Raw genomic sequence first — 20705 nt, forward strand, 5'->3', positions numbered from 1 at the left:
ATTTATTTCAATAAGTAAAACAGGGTCTTAGAGTAAATCTGTTATAAGAGTATGGGTAAATGGTGAATGAACAAAAAAGCCACGCTGAGGCGTGGCTTTTTTTAATCTCGATAATGATTAAAAATTAAACGAGAAATCAAGACCGTAGGTTCTAGGGTCGCCAGGGTAAACCGTACCGGAGGTACCCGCCGCGGCGTACTCTTCGTCAAAGGCATTTTTCACCCATAAGGCCACATTGTACTCCACTTCTGTGCCCCATTTATAAGCAATCCGGCCATTGAGGATATCGGTGGCTTTGCGAGAGATAATTTCACTGTTCGACAAATCATTGTACTGTTTGTCGGTATAGGAATATTGGACATTATAAATTAACTGCCCCTCACCAACCTCGGTAGCATAATTAAAGTTAACACCGTAACTTAACGGCGGCGCTTGTTTAAGCTCAGAGGATTTGTCGATAAATGCCAAGGCTTCTTCGGTAATAGTGACATATTTCGCTTCAAGGGTGCCCACGTAAGCATCGATGGTCAGATCTTCTGTGGCTTGCCAAGTTACACTGGCTTCAACACCGTAAGTTTCTACATCACCGGCATTTAAGCGTGTAAATCCGTTGGGAGTGGTACCACTAACCTGTAAGTTGGTATAGTCATTGTAAAAGGCATTCACATTCAATCGCAGTGCTTTAGAAATATCGCTTTTCACGCCCACTTCGTAGGTAACCACTGATTCGTCATCCACCACAGCGAAACTATCCGGTGACCAACCTCCCGATTTAAAACCGGTTGTCACCGACAGATAACCAAAGGCATCTTCGCTAAAGTCATAGCCCACGACGCCTTTCCAAGACAAGTTGCCCCACGTTTCTTCAGACAGACCTTCATTGGTTTGCGCTAAGCTGCTCCAGTAATCATCACTGGCATCCGCATCAAACTCTTTTGACTCCCAGGTGTACCGCAAGCCACCGGTTAGGTGTAAGCGATCATTCACATTGTAAGTGTACTGACCAAATACAGCTGCCGATTCAGTTAACAAATCAATATCCGCACTACCGAAAATATATTGGGTAAACTGATCCGCATCTTCGCGAAACAAGAAAACACCCGATACCCAGCTGTAATCGTCGGTATCTTTAGCAAACCGTACTTCCTGACTAAATTGATTTTGCGCGATGTCTTGAAAGAAAGTGAGCGACACAATAGTCAGCATTTGCTGAGTTAACCGTCGATAAGAGGTTAAAGACTCAACACTCACCCCATTATCTAGCTCCCGATGAGCCTTTAAACTTGTGCCGCTTTGATACAGGTGATTGTAAAATTCACCCAGTTCGGTATCCCCATTTATTGTGCCCCCTAATGGGAACATGGCTTGGTTGATCACAAACAGATCGCTGTTGGCGTCTTCAGGACGAGTAGGATAGCCGGGGTCTGAATTATCCCGTAAGAAATCCGCAGACCATTGAATATCCCATGTGTCACCATAATATCGCGTGGCCACACGGGCGCCGAGTCTATCCACATCCCCTAACTGATCCCCGGTATCGGTGTTGGTAATAAACCCTTGGCGACTCTTACTAAACACAGCCACTTGCCCAGCCAACTTGTCAGTAAGGGCCTTGTTCACCATCAAATAACCTTGCACCAAATCTGATGAGCCAATAGATGTTTTCAAAACCGTTTGATCAGACAAAGTTGGCTGTTTAGTGGTTACCCGAATGGCACCACCGTTTGAGTTACGTCCATAAAGTGTTCCTTGAGGACCCCGCAATACTTCTAAAGATTGAATATCAGCCAGGTCTAATAAGGCCCCCGTTTGACGACCAATATATACATCATCAACATACACGCCAACGGCTGGATCCACACCCGCGCGGGATTCATCCTCTCCGATACCACGAAGAAAAACCTTCATTCCGCTTGATGCACCCACGTTCTTTGCCACGTTGATATTGGGAACGGCTTCGTTTAACGACATGCTATCTTGCATGTTGCGTAGCTCGATGTCTTTCTCGCTCAGCGCGGTAATTGCAATGGGAACAGTCTGTAAATCTTCTTCTTTGTACTGAGCTCTAACAGTTATGCGTTCGAGCTCCTGAGCACTAACTGATTGGCATGCACATGCCACCGACAGTGAAAGAAACAAATGTGGTGATATCCGGCTAACGGCGTTGCGGTGTTTCTTACTCATTCTAAATCCTTGGTAATATTGTTAGTGGCACATTAATCATTATTGACATACTATTATATCTTTATACCATTAAATCACTCGCTGCAAGGATTAACACAAACTTTATAAGAATGTGATTGGTGGTTTACATAAAACGAGGCCAAAAAGAAAGGCAAAACAGAGTACCTGAATTTGCCCATTTATAATGCATTAAGTATATCCAACCATCGTTAAAATTAAGGTGTTAATTGGCAAAGTTAGGTATCTAATTTTGTTTGACAATTAACATGGCGGTCAAGACCAATTGGTGGAATGCTTTTTCCAGTACCTACCCCTGCTTAAGGATTACAATGGAAGATTTAACTCGCGGTTCTTTGAGTCGCCACTTAATAAAAATGGCGATCCCCGTTGCCGTTGGACTTTTTATACAAACCCTGTACTTTTTAGTCGACTTGTATTTTGTTGGTCGATTAGGCGGTATCGCCATTGCTGCCGTAAGCAGTGCTGGTAGTTTATTTTTCTTAATTTTAGGTCTTACCCAAGTATTGAATATTGGTTGTGCGTCTTTGGTTGCAAACGCGGTAGGTGGCAAAGATAAAGACCGAGCAAGTCATATTTTTAACCAATCATTACGTATTGCTATATTGGCAACTCTGGTACTTGGTGTACTCGGATACGGAAGTGCCGGATGGATTTTCACGGTACTGACAGCCGACAGCGAAACTAAGCGTCTAGCCTTATCTTATTTTTATTGGTTTTTTCCTTCCCTCCTTGCCCAATTTACCATGACCGTACTAGGCGCTGGATTACGGGGAACCGGTATTGTTAAACCGGTCATGATCATCTCCATGCTAGGAATATTACTTAATATACTGCTGTCTCCAATTCTTATTGAGGGCTGGCTCACTGGGTTACCGTTAGGAGTGGTCGGGGCGGGACTGGCTAGCAGTATTGCGGCCATGCTATCGCTGTTTTTATTAGCCCGATATTGCAAAGTAAAAGATCGCTATTTAACTGTTGCCCCCTTTAGCGTTGCTCTTGATATGTCCACGGTGAAGCGCATTCTCAATGTGGGCCTGCCCGCTGGCGGCGAGTTTATTCTTACGTTTTTCTATATGTCCGTGATTTATTGGGCACTCAGTCAATTCACCTCTCAAGCGCAAGCAGGGTTTGGCATCGGTATACGAATAATGCAATCCCTATTTTTACCGGTGATGGCCGTGGCCTTTGCTGCACCTGCGGTGATCGGTCAAAACTTGGGGGCCGGTAACACGGCAAGGATCATGCAGGCCTATCGTACCACTGCCACCATTACCGCTATTCTTATGGCCATCATATCCATCGTGTGCTTTTTTGTTCCCCAATTATTTGTGGGTAAATTTACCCAAGATCCTGAAGTCATTTTAGTCGCCACCGGCTTTTTGAGTATGGCTGCCTTTAACTTCATTCCCGCCGGTTATGTGCTTGCAGCGAGCAGCGTGTTTCAAGGGTTGGGAAATACACTGCCGTCTTTTTATAGTTCAATCACCCGTATGGGGGTGTTTGCCTTACCGGTAATTTATCTTTCACTTACCCAACAACTCGCCATCCAAGAAATTTGGTATCTGTCGGTGTTTTCTGTGTACGTTCAGGCTCTGATGAGCTACCTGCTAGTCACTCGCGCCTTAGCGCGAATCAGCAAGGTAACAAAGTTATAAACGGCTATATCACCTGTAAATGGGGGCATTTGTAAGGGGTTCATCAATTGCGCCCCTTGTGACTACAAACAATGCGTTAGCACAATTTGGTTATACCTTTTGGCATAATCGTAGGCTTGGCTGCGATAGGCGGTAGACTCACCCACTCGCAGCGTGTCGGATGTGCCACGAATAACGCGATAGCCACACTTCTCGCGTAAGGTGGGAAGAGGATACACTGCCATATCAATCCCAGGGATAGACACGACCCTACCGCCAAAGGCTAACAAACGTAAATCGCCATCATGGATTGCTTGTGTGGCATCCTGCTTAGGATCGGCATCCATGACCCACTGTAAAGGGTGTGAAGGTTGTGTGCCCTTATTATCCATTGTCGCGGAAGTTTGCTCCTTCCCCGCCATGTTACCGGCGCAGCCATGACACCCCACACTCACTAATACGGCCGTTAGCATTAGAGACCATGTTTTACCCATCATAACCATTATCTTTGCATCCGCCGGCGCAGACGTATAAAGGTCACACCACTTAATAAGGCCAACCACCCTAGTCCTAAACTCCCACCACCTGAATCACTGCTTGTGGTATCCGCGCTGTCATTGCTGTCGGTCTGTTCTGTTTCTGCGGCATTCACCGTGATAGTTAATGTGGCGCTATCAGTAAGGGCACCGTCAGACACGGTATATTTAATGGATTCTGTGCCCGATAGCCCGGCTTCAGGTTGATAGCTAATTTCATCATCATTGATGCTCACTAGGCTACTACCGGTATAGGTAATAGAGGTAATACTTAGAGTATCACCGTCGCTGTCACTATCATTGCTAAGTACATCAATGAAGGCCTCCCCACTGTCTTGTTCTACTGTTGCCGTATCGTCACTGGCTACCGGCGCTGCATTCACCGCATTTACCGTAATGACGAGTGGATAACTAATAGAGTCATTAACACCATCGTTTACCGTTGCCGATACCGATAGTTCACCATAAAAATCAAGATCCGGGATCACCGTATTGCCATCTAGGGTGTAATTACTGCCGGTTTCAAGGGTTAAAGTAAAGTTGTCGGGGTAAGATGAATCGGTATCGGTAACCTCTAGATCATCTAAGGTTAGGGTGATACTGCTGTTTTCATCCACTGATAAATCAGCCTGCCCTTCAATAATGGGAGCAACAGCCAATTCACTTGCGTAGATGGTAAACGCAGCGGGGTTAACCGCATAAAACACATTGTCACTACAACTGACCATCACTCGGGCCACTGTAGTGGCGGTATTCGGCACCACGACACTTTGTGTGCCATCGTTGTCGGTAGCACTGCTAAGGGTGGTATCAAATACATTGTCGCCATCAAGATCCGCGGTAATGTCCACCGTGTCACAGCTAATGGGGCTAGATTGGGTATTTGCTGTATTCCAGGTAACGTTTTCTTCGCTGTTACCCTCCCAAATACTACTTGCAACGGGCTGGGTAACGGCAAAGGTTTCACCAGTATCGCTTACCTCTAAGGTCACATCTGCGGTATCCACTCCACCCAGGTTGTCTTTTACCGTGACACGAAAGTTAAGCTCTCGGTCGGTGGTGGGGTAAGTCTCACCAAAACTCACCGTACCGGTGAGCACATCCGCTAACGCCGGAAAATAGCGATAGCTAAGGGCACTGGCTTGGTAAGAACGAAACAAAGGGTTTGCCCCATTGTCCGTGCTCATTTCCGTACCATCGGCCGTTCCCCCCTCGTCGCCTCCAGCGTCCATTTCTTCCCAAGTATAACTAAGCACATCATCGTCATCATCAGTGGCGCTGGCCTCCAAGTAAAACGCGGTGTTCGCTGGGATTGTATAACCACTGCTATCGACACTCACACTCGGTGCCAAATTGTCTATGCTGGTACGTGTACCACAGGTTGCTCCCCGGCCTGTCTCAACATAATCGCGGATCTGCTCCACAGAATGGGCATGAAAATAGGGATCCGCTGAGGTTTCTATATTTTGGCCACTACAAAGACCAGCGTAAGACATAATGGTTGAGCCACTGCCGGGCTCAACGGCACTGTTATTTGAACGCTGATCTTCAGCACAATCGCTGCTATCTTGAGCGTTGAAAGAATGCTCAGCGTCGAGTTGATGGCCTAATTCATGAGTAACAAGATCGATATAAAAACGTTCCCCTTGTGGGGAGGTGTTGCCACTATAGCCTTGTGCCTTGTAGCTACCATTACATACCACCCCCACATACGCTAAACCGCCAGGGTTGGTTGCCAGCAAATGCCCAATATCATAGTTGTCGGTGCCAATAGCGTCGTCGATAACGGTTTGATTGGTGGCAAGATCATCGGCAGAGTCAGAGTTGGTGTAGGGATCGGTATCACCATCGGTGTAGATAATGTCTTCGTTATCTACCATTTCAAATTGGATAGCCGTATCAACCAATAATATTTGATTAACCCGATTCACCAGTGCAACCATTTCTGCAATGGCATCCTCTTTCGTGCCGCCAACAGCTTGGGTGTATTCACCTGTCGCACTTAACGCAAGGCGATAGGTAATAAGGGTATCACCGGTGGTTTTTTGTGCTGTAGCTACCTGGGGATCCTGATCTTCTTCTGCCAAACTAGCGGCTTCCAACACATCGTCTACAGTACTTGCCAGTAAGCTTTCGCCTTCGCCATCTTGATAGTAGTAACTGACATATTCTTCGTTATTGTCTTCATAAACCGGTGACAACAACACCCACTTTCCGTTGTAACGATAAATTCCGCTTAACCCTTTGTGGGTAAGACTAAATCGGCCTATGTTTTTGGGCGCATCAACTTGCGCGGCCTGATATGACATAAATTGAGGGTAACGAGATGCAAGGGAAGCCGACATAACCTGAGATGGCGTTAGAGTAAAATCCCCTTGAGTACCATCGGGCAGAGGAATGGCCAGCGTAATAGTGGCACTTTTATCAGCAAATCGTTCTTCTAGCACCGCACTGTCCAAGGTTTGATAATTCCCCTTAGCCACAGACACTTTCTTTTGCTGAGTATAGCCAGACGCCTTCCCCTGTGCAGATTCTATCCACAATCCGTCAGCAGCCACCACATTCGCCACCGACAACGCGCTAACCCCAGATAAACCCACTACCGCAATACGCTTAGCAATATGACTAAATACGCGTTTCGCTACAACTTGCATAATACAACCCTAAGCGTGAAAGAAGCTTTGCCCCATAGTAGTCGAGGCACATAGGCCGAGCAACGATTTCGCGTCCCCAGCAATGTTATTTACATTGCCATAAATAACAAGAACAGCAAGCACGGGGTAACAAATTCATCGATTGGCGGTTATTCATATCCTATTCAGACTATTTATACATAATAACGGCTGTATATTCGCTGTTTAAAAATAAAAAGGAGCATTCATGCAAATGAAAATATGGACGGCCGCCATGGCCACTGCGTTACTTTCAGGGTGTGCCCACGAACCCAAAACCGCCACTCCCCCTGTTTTAGAAGGCCAATGGCAAGTGGAAGATATCAATGGCAAAGGGGTCATAGATAACAGCCATTTAACATTACTTGTGGAAGGCAACAGATTGTCAGGAAGTGCAGGATGTAATAATTTTAGCGGCACGGTGACACAAAATCAGGACGCCGTGGCTGTCAGTCAAATGGCCTTAACACGAAAAATGTGTCCTCCTGCGCTGATGCTTCAAGAGCAAGGGTACATGCAGGCATTAAATCAGGTTAGTAAGATTACGGCCGTTGCGGGAAAGCCATGGATATTGCTGGTTGATCCAGATTCCAAAAGCCGTATTAAGCTAATGCCTGCCAACTAACACCCAATGCAGGCTGTTTTTTAGCCGTTCGGTTGTGCTTTTGATGATTCGTTGCCCTTATTAACGGAATGTCCAGGCCACAAAACGGCTTTGCTTTTGCCCCTGCCCCATCTCTATTTTTTTAAATTGGGTGGCACCATAATAATTTACGCTGGTACTAATGGGCTTTAAATGTGCACTTTTAGACACTAAACAGGTAAACCACCCTATTTGATCTTTTACTGCGACACTTTCTTTAATCATGGTTTGAATAAAGGCTAGCTCTCCCCCATCACACCATAACTCATTTGACATGCCACCAAAATTTAAGCCTGGGTTAACCGTTCGTTTGGGTGCTTTACCCGTACGTTTATGCTTGTTTCGACCAAGATTTTCGGTTTTAAGAGCCGTACCTTTTCTCGCCTCATTGGCTGATTTATGAAACGGCGGATTGCACAGACTAAAAGCAAAATAATCATCAGCCTGAATGATATGTTTAAAGATACACTGTTTCTCTTGCTGATGACGAACAGTGACAAGCCCCGTTAATGCGGTATTCTTCGTGACTAGGGTTTGGCAAGCTTTCACAGCCGCACTGTCGATATCACTGCCCACAAATGTCCAGCCATAGGACTGACTGCCAATAATTGGATAAATCCCATTTGCTCCCACACCGATATCTAAGCCTTTAATGGTTTTTCCCGTGGGGATCTCGCCGTGATTTTCGCTGGCCAACAGATCGGCAATACCATGAATGTAGTCGGCCCGCCCTGGAATAGGTGGGCACAAATAGCCCTGAGGAATGTCCCAGTGCTTAATGTGGTAGTAATGCGCTAACAACGCAGCATTGAGTGCTTTTACCCCTTTAGGATCAGCAAAATCGATACTCAATTTGCCGCTTTTAGCTTGTTTCAAATAGCCAGACAGCGCAGGGTAAGTCTGACAAAGCTTGGCCATGGGGTAACCATTTTTATGAAGATTTCTTGCGTGCATTACGATGTACTTAAATGGGAGTACAAACAGAATATCATTGAAACAGTAAACTGAGGAGACATGTGGGCTTAATTTACGAGCATCGCCGCGTACAATCGGTGTGCTCAACACTGGGAAAAAAGGCCAAGTATGAACTTGGCCTTATTAAAAAAATGCACAATTAGCGGCGACGTCGTAATCCCACCAAGGCACCTAAGCCACTTAAGAACAACAGCGCGCTAAATGGCTCGTCAACACTAGCGGTGGGAGGATTATTAACTCCACCATCATTGACGGTATAAACCCCGGTTAAATTACTTAAAAATACACCACTATCGAAAATCAAATCCGACGTATCAGCGATGGCTATTTTAAGGGTATGCTCAGATAACGACTCATCAACTAAACCGACTAAATTTAGGTTCTTACTAAACCCGTCATATTCGATATCAAATAAGCCGGACGTATTGTCTAGAAAGTTTCCAGCATTCGTCCCTTGCACAAAAGACACTAAGCTCCCATCAGGGAAAAACGCATAATTGGTACCATCTACAAACACGCCAAACACATCCGTTACCCCTTGGTCCGGAAACTCATCGCTACCGAATATGAAATCTAAGGATATGGCGTTAAACCCTGCATCCAGCGTAAAATCGAACTCGATGTAATTAACGTCATCGGTTGCACTACTAGGCGCGCCAGCAGCGTCAAGAATAGCCGTTAGGTCCGCGTCGCCTCCCGTAAAGGGCGTGAACGGATCGAAGCTTGAAAAGCTATTGGTACTGGGTATATTGGCTGTGCCGCTGGTTAAAACTGCGCCTTGCCCCATGCTCACCGTGGTTGCGCCATCAGTGATATCAACGCCAGAAAAAATACCTGATTGTGCCGTGTCGCCATCAATACCATCGCCGATGGCGCCCATAAATACCTCGGAACCGGAGACGACATTAACGCCACCGCCCGCTACCACTAACGAACTGGTAATATCTGACACCGCATTATCACCGGTTTCGATAAGATCGAGTCCCAGTAATCCAGCTTGGGTGCTAGAAGAAAGTGCAAATAGCAATGTACAGCCAAGTTTGTTTAATTTCATTTCCATAATCCTATTGGTTAGTTTACTTCCTAGTGAAATCCCAATGAAACGGCTACCCCATGAGAACTGCGGAAATACTAAAAGCATAATTAAGACCAACTTAACAATTAAGGAAAAATCATTACCTTACTTTCAAGAGAGCCATCAAACTTTATAAAAATGTAAAATTAATGGACGCAAAAAAAGATGTAGTAATTGAAACTTCCACTCTTATTCATGACCTTCACTGCCTCACCACCTGCCTACACCTTCGTCCATCTCGTCTCCCAGACAGTGATCAAAGTGGGTTATTAAGCAGTATTAAAAAATCAATCTAAATAGGGTGAAGTTTGCACGAAAAACCACCCTCCCTAAATTGCACTGTTTAAGGAACAAAAAGTTTGCCAACCAAGGTTATTCATTACGATGACGACAGTCACCTTTCAATAGCGCGAATTCGGTGTGGCAAGCATGGCTTTTATTACCGCTATCGTAGTGGCAAAAAAGTGACTGGAAAGCGTGTGCTAAATCGTATTAAAAAACTGGTTATTCCGCCAAACTGGCAGAACACGTATATCAGTGATGACAGCAAAGCAAGTTTGCAAGCCGTAGGTTACGATAATAAAAATCGAAGACAGTATATTTATCATCCGTTGTGGCACAAGCAACAACAAGTCATTAAATTTTCACGTCTTAAGGAGTTTGGCCGTAAACTTCCCGCCTTTAGAAAGCGTTGCGTGAAACTACTCGCCAGCGGTGGTTGGCATATAGATAAGGCCTGTGCGTTGGTATGTTTACTCTTAGACTACACCGGGGCCAGAGTCGGTAATTCCCAGTATAGTAAACAAAATGCCACTTATGGCCTTACTACCCTGCGCAGAAAGCATATTGCAAAACAGGAACAGGCCAACCTCAGACTTAGTTATACCGGCAAGCACGGAAAACCACGTTTGTTAATGATAGATGATCCTGAACTCGCCAAATTAGTAAATGAATGTGCAGAGCAGCAAGGATATTGTTTATTTCGTTATCAAAGCGCGGATAAACGCTGGCATGACGTAACCAGCGAAGATGTGAACCACTTTATTCACCGTGAATTTGCCCCCCAATTTAGTTGCAAAGATTTTAGAACATGGGCCTCAAGCCGTTATGCGCTATTAAAAATACCCGAGGTAATTGCACTGTTGTCGGCCTCTAAAACACGAACATGGGAAAGCTCATTAAGTAAATTGGTGTCAAAGGAGTTAGGTAATACGCCGACAGTTTGCCGACAATACTATATTCATCCGCAGCTTTTTACCCTGCAGCACAGTGACGCCCTTAGCGAACTGGTAAGCCAAGTTAAAGAAATTAAAGACCAAGGCTGTACTTCATTGTCTCACTTAGAGCCAATTGAAAAGCGGCTTTTGGAAGTAATATCCTAGTAAAAACATTAGCTTAAAAGTAAAGACTCCGAAAAAAGGAGTTCACTTGCGTAAAAAAAATTCTATGCTATAAATACTATTAAGCTTTACTTTAATATATCAATGGTAGTATGAGGTAGAGCGTTATCCCATTACTGCGTATACGTACAGAGTCTAATTAGAAATGAATTCAAAAAGCAGTGGGATAAGAAAAGCACTCCCCTTTTTAACCCTTATTTTTTTACTCTTTTCAGTATTGTTGATTTGGAGCTTTTTCACTTTAAATCACAGCAACTACTTTCATCAGCTAAACGTGCGTCATTTTAAATATGTCAGTGATCTGCACTCTCTTATTTCAACCCCTAAACCCGCACTTTTCTCACAGCCTCCCCAGGCAACGGACACTATTCGCAACGCCATCATCAATATCCGGCAGCAACCGCTAGAATGTTTAGAGAAGATTGGCCCCATCGATCGTATCTTAATGACCTTTATCAATACCGATAACATCATTTCTATTTGCCAAAAAGACATTGTCAGCGCCAATCAAGCCTTAGAGGCCATAACCCACTTCGAAGCTGGGGTCATTGATGAAGCATCATTGCAAGAACAACTCATTGAAACCTTGCGGATATTTAGTCATAACTCCATTGAGTTTGAAGCACCTGTAGAAAAAACCGTCAATTTTATTGCCGATATTATTATCTCGCTGATTGTGTCTTCCTGCATTATTCTCCTTTTGTTTACCATGTATTTATCTAGAGCTGTATCCTTGGTACTTACCAATCGTGAAGCCGCCATGAAAGCCCTCGCAGAAAGTGAAGAGCGCAATAAAAGCCTTGCCTATAAAGACACCTTAACTGGGCTACCTAACCGGAATTTGCTTGAACACACCATTAATGCCGCTATCGCCAAATCGTCCAGAAATGAAACGCAATTTGCTGTGATGTTCATCGATTTAGACCAATTTAAAGACATCAACGATACCTTAGGTCATTCCGTTGGCGACAAATTACTTATTGAAATGGCAAGAAGAATTGCTCACACATTAAGAGAGTGTGATTCTGTGGTACGTTTTGGCGGCGATGAATTCGTGGCGGTTACTGACTGCTTTGACGCCGTTGAAACCATCGATGTTATTGCCTCAAGAGTGATAGATGCCATTAATAAACCCGTTAAACTGGTGCAAATTGAAACCTTCATCACTGCCAGTATCGGGGTGGCGTGCTATCCAGATAACGGTACCGATGCAACGGCATTACTCAAGCACGCCGATACCGCCATGTACCAAGCTAAAAGTGCAGGAAAAAACCAGTTTCAGCCATATGATAAAAACTCGGCAAATAGACAAAATCGAAAACTGAGTATCGTCCAACAATTACACCACGCCATCGCCAACGACGAGTTTAGTTTGGTGTATCAACCCGTGGTAAGGCTTGCCGATGGTAAGACGGTGGGCAGCGAGGCGCTTATACGCTGGACAAACATGAACAATGAGTCCATTCGTCCTGACGAGTTTATTCCCATCGCGGAAAATTCTGGGCAAATTATTGAAATTGGCGACTGGGTATTACAACAAGCTTGTGCGCAGTGTAAACGTTGGCATCAACAGGGTGCCACCGACCATACAATGGCCATCAATGTTTCCTCCCACCAATTAAAAGATGTGGGTTTTGCCAAACGAGTAGCTACCATTTTGCAACAATACGCCCTTCCCGCTAAATGCATTCACATAGAAATTACAGAAAATATCGCCATTACCGAAGATAAAGTGTGTGTGGCTAACCTGCATGAACTCTCAGAGTTAGGCGCGTTGCTATTACTTGATGATTTTGGCACAGGTTATTCATGTTTAAGCTATCTAAAGGATCTCCCCTTCGATATTTTAAAAATAGATAAGAGCTTTATGCCTGCAAATAACACCATTGCTGCAACCATTATTGCGATGGGTCACGAGCTTCATATGGAGATTATTGCCGAGGGTATAGAAACCAGTATGTGCCATCAATACCTCAACAACCTCCATTGTCAGTATGGGCAAGGTTACTTATTTCAAAAACCGGTTTCAGCCAGTGAGTTTGATGTGTTTAAGCAATTTAGCGTGGGATTGTAATAACCCAAAACTACGTGGCTTTAGGGAAAACCGCGCTATCCGCTATCTAAGGGGCTCCCCTTAAGGAAGAGAACGTAGCCTTTTAAAGGGCGAAATGGCGCGGTGTCTAGGGTTATTTAATCAAATACTTCGCAAGTGTAATCAGAGCCATTTTCGATGGTACCACTGGCAGTTAAACTATAATAAGACAGACCAATGTAGTCAGTGGCGTAACGGTTTATACGGAAAACAAAGTTATTCCCCGCCGTTTCTCCTTGGGTGAGCGGGCCGGTTTCATCCACAGGTGCGATGTATTTCCAAACTACGTCACCATCATAGGTCACCTCAAAAAATGTACCTGTGGTGCCTTCATCTATGATGGTATTGCCATTGTCTAAACGCTGTGCACCGGAAATATTAGTGGCATAAAAATCAGTTGGGTTATCCGCGGTGTAGGTCCAAGTAAAGTCATCGGGACCGTAGGTTCCATCATCGTTCAGGGCGTAATCACCGGTTTCACTCACTTCGGTATCCACCACGTTGATCGTCGAATAATCGGTGGTGCCGTAATAATTAGCTTGGTTATTAAAGATCATGACCTGCCCACCGTCGGTGTAGTCATCATCGATCCAGTATGCATCATGTTGTAAAAACAGCTTTTGATCATCAGCATCACCCATACCATACGTTTGCGGATTGCCCCAACGAAACAGAATGTCGCCACCTTTACCCCGAACCCCGCCAGTATGCGAAGCCGCTTCGGTGGTGGTGGTAGAATGGTCAATGATCCAAAATTCACTATAGTTGCGACTGTTGATCATAATTTGATCGAGATCGGCGTTATAAGCCACCGAGTTCATATGAATAGGATCGGCGTCATACTCAACATCAAGACCGGTAAAATTAATATCAATGAGTTGCGGATTTTCAGAAATCATCCCGTAATTTTGCGCTGAAACATCAGCGTCTTGTACCATATGATCCCACGAGTCCCATTGCCAAATCACTGCACTTTCTGCACTTTCCGCGGTGGGATCAAGCTCAATGATTTGCTCGCTCCATAACGCATGCCCGCCGCTATAGCCGGCTTCTTCAGCTTCATCTGCCGTGTGCTTGTTCCACACCATCACAAGTACCGTACCTGTACTTTCAAGATACTCCACATCGTGATGCATAAACTGGGTATCACTGTTGAATTCGTAATACCATTCCACTTCGTTTTGGGGGTTAATAATTTCAATCCGCCCCGAGTCACCGCCGGCTAACAAAAACTCGCTATTTTCAGCACTTTCAAAGCGAGCAGTATGTAATAGATTGCCATTTTCCAGTAAATAAGCAGACATAGTGCTGTAGTCTGAATCCCAGCTTTGCACCAACTCACCACAATTATCAATTAGATAGGTGGTATTAAAGCGTAGGCCACCAAATAACGTGTATCCGTTTTGGGCTTCTGAAGAGTTAAGCACAAGGCCAATTGTATTGGAGGTAGAATATTCGGTTACCGAAGAATCGGTGTCTGAATCCGAATCCGTATCATCGTCACTGGAGTCATCGCTTGTGGTTTCATCCACTGAGCTGGTGCTAGAAGAATCGTCCGATGAACTTGAGCCACACCCAGACAACAACGTTAGTAGTGACAACAAAAGGGCAAAATACCGTAAAGAAGAAGTATGTAAATGCATTCAATTACCTTGGGAATAAGTAAATTAAGAGATTTAGCGAATAAAACCGAAAAGGCGACTAAGCTGATTAATTTATCAGTGATGCGCTGACTTTCTAATCAGCTAAGACAGTGTGAAGATTGCCGTAAATTGTGCAATTAGATTTAAATATCTTTACTTTAATACTTACAAAACTGCCAAAGGTTGTGGCTAGCAAAACGAAGGGCTGAAAAGCAAAAAGACCAGCAGATGCTGGCCTTTTAAAATAAATGAAACAAAACATGGTTAGTAAAGGATCACCCGTTATTGCACCGTTGTTCCTCTACCGGCGGCTTTTAAGTAATTGATCCACAGCTGGCTATCTTCATTCACCACATCCTTGTTCACCGTAACGCCCACAAGTTCACTTAGCGGCTTACTCATTTTCCCCCGCAAGCGCCCTAAAAAACTGGGGGCAGCAATAATATCTACATGGTAAACCTTTTCGGTGCTACGGCGTTTATCCAGCCAATCGGCCACCGTGCCAGCAAAGCGTTCGGCCTCGATATCCGCCGCACTTTTTCTACTCATTGTATCGATTCCCGGCACTGTCCCACCAGCGGCAGAAACCGCGCCGGGACGGTCTGTGACAAGATCGCCATCAGAGGCCCGTCCATCTTCATTGACTAAGGTGGTTACATTCTCTAACGAACTAGCGCCGTCTTTCTCAAGTAATACTTTGGCTTCGGAACGATTCGCTACCACTAAATATGACTTTCCTAACATAGCTCCTCCTTAACTAAGGTATTCATGGTTTATAGCGTACCAAGGGCAAAAAAGTTTCATTTTGCCGAAAACGCCTTAGATAGAAAGGATCTTAATTGACCAATGAATGAGGTGTAAGCCTTAGACTACTCTTTACTGGTGACCGCCTCGCCATGAACCTGAATTTGCAGTTCACGGGTTAATTTACGAATATCCTCTAACTGCCCCAGTAACGACAATAACTGTGACAAAACAAAATAATGCTGCTCATTTTCTTGGGTAGAACATTCGTCAAGCTGGGCTCTTAGTTGTTCAAATTCTGTGGTGCAATCGACCACTAAGCTTCTATCTTCCAGACATTGCGCCACTTCAGTGAGGCTATTGACAATGTATTCTCCCGCAGCGATAAGCAAGGGATCGCTCGTTTGCGCAATCAAGGCTTCGCGGTGTGCGCCAAACGCTGCGATATAATTAAATAAAGTATGGCTTCGGATAACAAGTCGTTGCCATAACTCGGTGTCTCGCCGAAAATGCCCCGGCTCTTGTTGCATGTTCACCAACGTAGAGGTAAGCAGAGCATCTGCATTGTTCGCCCGCCGCCGGCTATGCCGATAAACCTGTTCACTTACCGCTTGGGCTTGATAAAAGCCCATTAAATCCCGTAAATAGTCGGAACTGCGGCGCAGACCCTCAGCAAAGGTGATAGGCAGTTGTCGATAAGACCAATCTGGCAGAATAAAGAATACGGCTAACCAAGAAATAACACTGCCAATTAAGGTGTCGAAAAGACGCGGTAATATCACATCATAACCGTCGGATACCTGATTAAAGCAGCAAATAACCATTAAGGTGATTGCCGATGTGGCCAGCACGTAGCGATGAGTTCGCGTTAAGAAAAATACGACACCTGCTACCACCGCTATCAGCAATTGAATAAGATCTAATGGGAAAAGTGTAATTAAACTCCAAGCAAGCACCAAGCCGACAACCGTGCCCACTATTCGCTCATAAAGACGTTTACGGGTAGAACCAAAAGTGGGCAAGCAAACAAATAAGGTGGTTAACATTACCCAATAGCCCACAGAAATATCAGTGGTTTGAATAATGGCGTAGCCGCAGGTAAGACCTATAGACATACGCACAGCATGGCGAAAAACTTGCGACTTCGGCGTTAGCTGATCGACTATCTGACTTAAAATAGCGCGAAAATTTACCGGTGGCTGAGGAATTTGCTGAGAAGCATCCGTTAGCGATATATCCTCTAGCGAACGGGCTTTATCGAGTTCTTGCTGCAAGCTAACGACATTGTCTGACAACTGACGAAGGGAACGAAATAACCGTCCTCGAACCGGTACCGCATTTTGCGCCAGATAAGCCATCGATTTCTTTAAACCGGCGACGGCGATTTCGCTATCGTGCAAATCGATGGCTTGTTTGCTGCGTACCGCTTCACCAATTTTTTCGCAGCTTACCCCGGCCTCATATAACTGCCGCTGTATACGAAACAAGATGTCGCTATGAAAAAACGTTTCCGCGAGATCCGCATAGTCATAGTGAGAAGAGCTAGCCCGTTCATGAATCGCTTGGGCAATAAAATAGAGCTGGATGTAACGCCCTAAACGGGGGTTTTGCGGGCTACTGTCGATGCGACTTACCAAAATAGCTCGCACCTTATTTAAGGCCACAACCACTTGCCCGTGTTGTTGAGCTAGATCTAATCGCAGTGAATCCACCGCCTCACTGGTGATCAGCGGAAACAACCGGGATTTTAATTTTAAATAACGACCCACTTCGACATACAAGGTCGCGAGCGCTTGCCGCAATGGAATATGTACAAACAACGCAGCCCAAATAACCGAAAGCACGCCATACCATAACGCCCCTAAGGTTAGCAGCGCGGGCTCATACCACACGGGCACCGCTTGCGTTGCCTGATTTAACCCTATCATGGTGTACACGGCTAAAATCAGGGTCGCTTGAGAAATTTGACCATAACGACGCCCTAACGCGCCGCCCATCGACATGGAAAACGCCACTACGGCGATGGATATTCCCATAGCCCATGGATGAGACATTAACAGCTGCACCCCAAATGCAGTGACAAGAAACAAAACGAGGGTAATGCTCAAAGCCCGCAAACGCCCCTGCCAGCCATCTTCCGTTTCGGCCAACGCGCTAGCAATGACACCAAGAAAAAGAGGTATAACCATATCGATACGGTCTGTCACCAAGCTCATGGTGATAGCGCCACACAATGCAATAAAAACCCGTATACCGTAAGACAATTGGCTAACGCCTAAATGACGCACCGACTGGGGAAGAAGCTTAAAGGGTGACATGGTGGAAAAATCCATCTCTTAGAAAAAGAAGAAGTAAGTAATTGCAAGTCTAAACGGCCATACCCCCAACTACAAGCCTATCCCGCAATCTGATATCGCGCTGTTAATAGTATGATAAGAGGATAAATTTTACGCAAAACTATCTTAACTAACGAGTCAAATCTTAGTGCTATTTTGCCTGGCAATACTGTTACCCTAAAAAGCCGCTTTTCGGTAAACGGGACTCTGGCAGCCCGTCGTCTTAGTGACACCCAATACTCAAGATCTGTTTTGACCGTAAATAGGCTAAACCCACCGACAAGTGGGTGTAAATGCGATAAGCTAATTAACTACGTTTCTTAATTAAAAATGCATCCTGTATGGAGATGGGTAATGGCAGAAATAGAGTTTACCGCTGAACAAAAAGCACAAATGACGGAAAAATTGCAGCGCTATATGGAAGCCGAGCTAGACGTTGAATTAGGCCAGTTTGATGCAGACTTTTTAGTGGATTTTATTGCGAAAGAAATGGGTAGCCTTTTCTATAATCAGGGGCTGTACGATGCCCAAGCGGTACTTACGGATAAAATGGACGGTCTAACCGACGCCATCTATCAATTAGAAAAACTGTAAGCGGCTATCATCGCCCTATACCCAACGCTTTTGCTTTTTTGTACACCTGGCTAAAGGAGCTGCCGCACCCATGACTGCCGATTACACCTCACAACTACACCATCTATTTGGCTTTTCGTCATTTCGTACCGGCCAGCAAGAGGTGGTACAACGACTGCTAAACCAACGTTCAACCTTAGCAATTTTTCCCACCGGCTCAGGTAAATCTTTGTGCTATCAATTTGTCGCTACCCAATTGCCCCACCTGACCTTGGTGGTTTCGCCATTGTTAGCACTGATGAAAGATCAACTGGCATTTTTACATAGCAAAGGCATTGCTGCGGCGAGCATTGACTCCACCCTAACCCATGAACAAAACCGTCAAGTAATGAATGACGTGCGCACTGGCCACTGTAAAATTCTTATGGTATCGGTAGAGCGTTTTAAAAATGAACGTTTCAGGCAGTTTTTAGCATCTATAGAAGTGTCTATGCTAGTGGTTGACGAAGCCCACTGTATTTCAGAATGGGGGCACAATTTTCGGCCCGATTATTTAAAACTACCGGCTTATAAACAGGCCCTCAATATTCCATTGGTACTATTACTGACGGCCACAGCCACAAAAAAAGTAAAACTGGATATGGCTCGCCGATTTGCCATACACACCGAGGATATTATTCAAACCGGTTTTTATCGGCCTAACCTGAATCTGAATGTTTTGCCCGTGGTAGAGGCGAACAAAAATGAGGCCTTGCTACAGCAATTACATCAGCAGTCCGGTGCGGGAATTGTGTACGTGACCCTACAGAAGACGGCTGAAGAAGTCGCCCGCTTTTTGCAGCAAAACGGATGCCGAGCAAAAGCGTATCACGCTGGCCTAGACAGTGATATCAGGCAAACCATTCAACATGACTTTATGCAAAACCACCTGCAAGTGGTGGTGGCCACCATTGCGTTTGGCATGGGTATTGATAAATCAGACATTCGTTTTGTTATTCATTACGATCTGCCTAAATCTATCGAAAACTATAGTCAAGAAATAGGCCGTGGCGGTCGCGACGGACAACCGGCGATCTGTACTGTCTTAGCAAACTTAGATGGCATCGTTACCATCGAAAATTTTGTATACGGCGATACGCCAGATCAAGACGCCATTGTGCGGGTCATTGATGATATTGCCGCACAAGGAAAAACCCCAGACTCCAATGGGCGGTATCAGTGGGAAACCCAATTAAACAGCTTATCTACGTTAAGTAATATTCGCCAACTCCCCTTAAAAACCTTGCTCGTACAGCTTGAATTAGCCGAGGTTATCCGTCCTTTATATGCTTATTTTGCCGAATTTAAGTTTCGCTTCATCACCGATAAAGCGCAAATTCTTAACCAATTTTCAGCAGAGCGCCGGGAATTTCTGAATGCGGTGTTCACCCATACCAACATGAAAAAAGTGTGGGGCGTAGTGGATTTTGACAGTATTTATCAACATTACGGTGCCGAACGTGGACGGGTGGTTACTGCTTTAGAGTATTTGCACGAACATAATCATATTGAACTGGCCTCTCGATTGATCACCGATGTCTACGAAGTCAACCAGCCCAAGCTATTAGCTGACGACTTAGCGGCAAAGCTGGCCTCTTATTTTGCTGAAAACGAAGAAAAAGAAATACAACGGATTGCCACCTTGGTACGTTTTTTCGAGCTAGATAAGTGCTTAAACGCAAGTCTATCGGCGTATTTTGATGATCAACACGCCCCCGCACAATGCGGTCATTGCAGCGTATGTAAGGGAAAAGTAGCCAAACTTTCTTATTCCCACCCCATTCCTATGCCAGATAAAACCCAAGTTGCCGAAGCGATGGCGGCACTTAACGCCCACCTCAAAGATAAGTTAGACATCCCGCTAACCGAGTCTATGTATTGCCGTTTTCTTACCAATATGACTATGCCATTATTTACCCGCTTAAAGGTAAAGCAAGTCGCGGGCTTTGGTTGTTGTGAGCACTGTCGATATGGCGATGTCAAAACCTTGGTGGCTTCGCTTTTACCTTAATCCCTTTTCACTGGTTGCCCCGGTTGCTTATGACCACCTTTTAGCTTTAAAGCCTAACAATGCCTCTAATGTATTTATAAGCTTTTATACATTGGGTTTGCTGTTCCCACTTGGCAAAAATTCGTTC

14 protein-coding genes are annotated in these 20705 nt (G+C 45.0%); 6 read left to right on the forward strand and 8 right to left on the reverse strand.

Annotation, left to right across the window (positions count from 1 at the left end):
• Positions 1–117: 117 nt before the first annotated feature.
• Positions 118–2184, reverse strand: a complete 2067-nt coding sequence (locus tag KO501_RS13810; RefSeq protein WP_216030252.1) for a TonB-dependent receptor — start codon at positions 2182–2184, stop codon at positions 118–120.
• Between the two features lie 329 nt (positions 2185–2513).
• On the opposite strand from KO501_RS13810, the gene KO501_RS13815 reads away from it, so the two are divergent.
• Complete coding sequence (locus KO501_RS13815) at positions 2514–3860, forward strand: MATE family efflux transporter (RefSeq protein ID WP_216030253.1); 1347 nt, start codon at positions 2514–2516, stop codon at positions 3858–3860.
• A gap of 62 nt (positions 3861–3922) precedes the next feature.
• On the opposite strand, the gene KO501_RS13820 is transcribed toward KO501_RS13815, so the two are convergent.
• Together KO501_RS13820 and KO501_RS13825 are read right to left on the reverse strand one after the other, a co-directional pair.
• The gene (locus tag KO501_RS13820) at positions 3923–4336 is read right to left on the reverse strand and encodes a hypothetical protein (protein ID WP_216030254.1); all 414 of its coding nucleotides are present in this window, start codon (positions 4334–4336) and stop codon (positions 3923–3925) included.
• Between the two features lie 5 nt (positions 4337–4341).
• Positions 4342–7029, reverse strand: a complete 2688-nt coding sequence (locus KO501_RS13825; protein WP_216030255.1) for a reprolysin-like metallopeptidase — start codon at positions 7027–7029, stop codon at positions 4342–4344.
• Positions 7030–7255: 226 nt separating this feature from the next.
• Between KO501_RS13825 and KO501_RS13830 the strand changes: the two genes are divergently transcribed.
• Positions 7256–7672, forward strand: a complete 417-nt coding sequence (locus tag KO501_RS13830; protein ID WP_216030256.1) for an META domain-containing protein — start codon at positions 7256–7258, stop codon at positions 7670–7672.
• 60 nt (positions 7673–7732) lie between these two features.
• Here KO501_RS13830 and rlmF read toward each other — a convergent pair whose 3' ends face one another.
• Together rlmF and KO501_RS13840 are read right to left on the reverse strand one after the other, a co-directional pair.
• Complete coding sequence (gene rlmF / locus KO501_RS13835; protein ID WP_216030257.1) at positions 7733–8644, reverse strand: 23S rRNA (adenine(1618)-N(6))-methyltransferase RlmF; 912 nt, start codon at positions 8642–8644, stop codon at positions 7733–7735.
• A gap of 160 nt (positions 8645–8804) precedes the next feature.
• Entirely contained in the window at positions 8805–9719 is a 915-nt protein-coding gene (locus KO501_RS13840) for a choice-of-anchor L domain-containing protein (RefSeq protein ID WP_216030258.1), read from the reverse strand.
• Positions 9720–10099: 380 nt separating this feature from the next.
• Between KO501_RS13840 and KO501_RS13845 the strand changes: the two genes are divergently transcribed.
• Positions 10100–11122 carry a DNA topoisomerase IB gene (locus tag KO501_RS13845; protein ID WP_216030259.1) on the forward strand — a complete coding sequence of 341 codons (1023 nt, stop codon included), beginning with the start codon at positions 10100–10102 and terminating at the stop codon, positions 11120–11122.
• 163 nt (positions 11123–11285) lie between these two features.
• Positions 11286–13214 carry an EAL domain-containing protein gene (locus KO501_RS13850; RefSeq protein WP_216030260.1) on the forward strand — a complete coding sequence of 643 codons (1929 nt, stop codon included), beginning with the start codon at positions 11286–11288 and terminating at the stop codon, positions 13212–13214.
• A gap of 116 nt (positions 13215–13330) precedes the next feature.
• On the opposite strand, the gene KO501_RS13855 is transcribed toward KO501_RS13850, so the two are convergent.
• The 3 genes from KO501_RS13855 to yccS all read right to left on the reverse strand — a co-directional run bounded on the left by KO501_RS13855 (position 13331) and on the right by yccS (position 17937).
• Positions 13331–14875 (reverse strand): arylsulfotransferase family protein, encoded by a 1545-nt coding sequence (locus KO501_RS13855; RefSeq protein ID WP_216030261.1) that lies wholly within the window; start codon positions 14873–14875, stop codon positions 13331–13333.
• Positions 14876–15157: 282 nt separating this feature from the next.
• Positions 15158–15619 (reverse strand): host attachment protein, encoded by a 462-nt coding sequence (locus tag KO501_RS13860; protein WP_216030262.1) that lies wholly within the window; start codon positions 15617–15619, stop codon positions 15158–15160.
• A 125-nt stretch (positions 15620–15744) separates the two neighbouring features.
• On the reverse strand, positions 15745–17937 hold the full coding sequence (yccS, locus tag KO501_RS13865; protein WP_216030263.1) for a YccS family putative transporter: 2193 nt from the start codon (positions 17935–17937) through the stop codon (positions 15745–15747).
• Positions 17938–18309: 372 nt separating this feature from the next.
• Here yccS and KO501_RS13870 point away from each other — a divergent pair, with 372 nt between their 5' ends.
• Positions 18310–18549: a DUF2164 domain-containing protein gene (locus KO501_RS13870; protein WP_216030264.1), complete on the forward strand. Its 240-nt coding sequence runs from the start codon at positions 18310–18312 to the stop codon at positions 18547–18549.
• Positions 18550–18619: 70 nt separating this feature from the next.
• Entirely contained in the window at positions 18620–20578 is a 1959-nt protein-coding gene (locus KO501_RS13875) for a RecQ family ATP-dependent DNA helicase (RefSeq protein ID WP_216030265.1), read from the forward strand.
• Positions 20579–20705 lie beyond the last annotated feature (127 nt).

Origin of the sequence: Alteromonas sp. C1M14 (genome assembly GCF_018860965.1) — a bacterium.
Lineage (GTDB): Bacteria > Pseudomonadota > Gammaproteobacteria > Enterobacterales > Alteromonadaceae > Alteromonas.

What these genes read in the sequence shown, in the direction of transcription:
- KO501_RS13850 (WP_216030260.1), top strand. Translation starts at nt 11,286, where the DNA reads ATGAATTCAAAAAGCAGTGGGATAAGAAAAGCACTCCCCTTTTTAACC.
- KO501_RS13810 (WP_216030252.1), bottom strand. Translation starts at nt 2,184, where the DNA reads ATGAGTAAGAAACACCGCAACGCCGTTAGCCGGATATCACCACATTTG.
- KO501_RS13820 (WP_216030254.1), bottom strand. Translation starts at nt 4,336, where the DNA reads ATGATGGGTAAAACATGGTCTCTAATGCTAACGGCCGTATTAGTGAGT.
- KO501_RS13855 (WP_216030261.1), bottom strand. Translation starts at nt 14,875, where the DNA reads ATGCATTTACATACTTCTTCTTTACGGTATTTTGCCCTTTTGTTGTCA.
- yccS (WP_216030263.1), bottom strand. Translation starts at nt 17,937, where the DNA reads ATGTCACCCTTTAAGCTTCTTCCCCAGTCGGTGCGTCATTTAGGCGTT.
- KO501_RS13875 (WP_216030265.1), top strand. Translation starts at nt 18,620, where the DNA reads ATGACTGCCGATTACACCTCACAACTACACCATCTATTTGGCTTTTCG.
- rlmF (WP_216030257.1), bottom strand. Translation starts at nt 8,644, where the DNA reads ATGCACGCAAGAAATCTTCATAAAAATGGTTACCCCATGGCCAAGCTT.
- KO501_RS13815 (WP_216030253.1), top strand. Translation starts at nt 2,514, where the DNA reads ATGGAAGATTTAACTCGCGGTTCTTTGAGTCGCCACTTAATAAAAATG.
- KO501_RS13840 (WP_216030258.1), bottom strand. Translation starts at nt 9,719, where the DNA reads ATGAAATTAAACAAACTTGGCTGTACATTGCTATTTGCACTTTCTTCT.
- KO501_RS13825 (WP_216030255.1), bottom strand. Translation starts at nt 7,029, where the DNA reads ATGCAAGTTGTAGCGAAACGCGTATTTAGTCATATTGCTAAGCGTATT.
- KO501_RS13860 (WP_216030262.1), bottom strand. Translation starts at nt 15,619, where the DNA reads ATGTTAGGAAAGTCATATTTAGTGGTAGCGAATCGTTCCGAAGCCAAA.
- KO501_RS13830 (WP_216030256.1), top strand. Translation starts at nt 7,256, where the DNA reads ATGCAAATGAAAATATGGACGGCCGCCATGGCCACTGCGTTACTTTCA.
- KO501_RS13870 (WP_216030264.1), top strand. Translation starts at nt 18,310, where the DNA reads ATGGCAGAAATAGAGTTTACCGCTGAACAAAAAGCACAAATGACGGAA.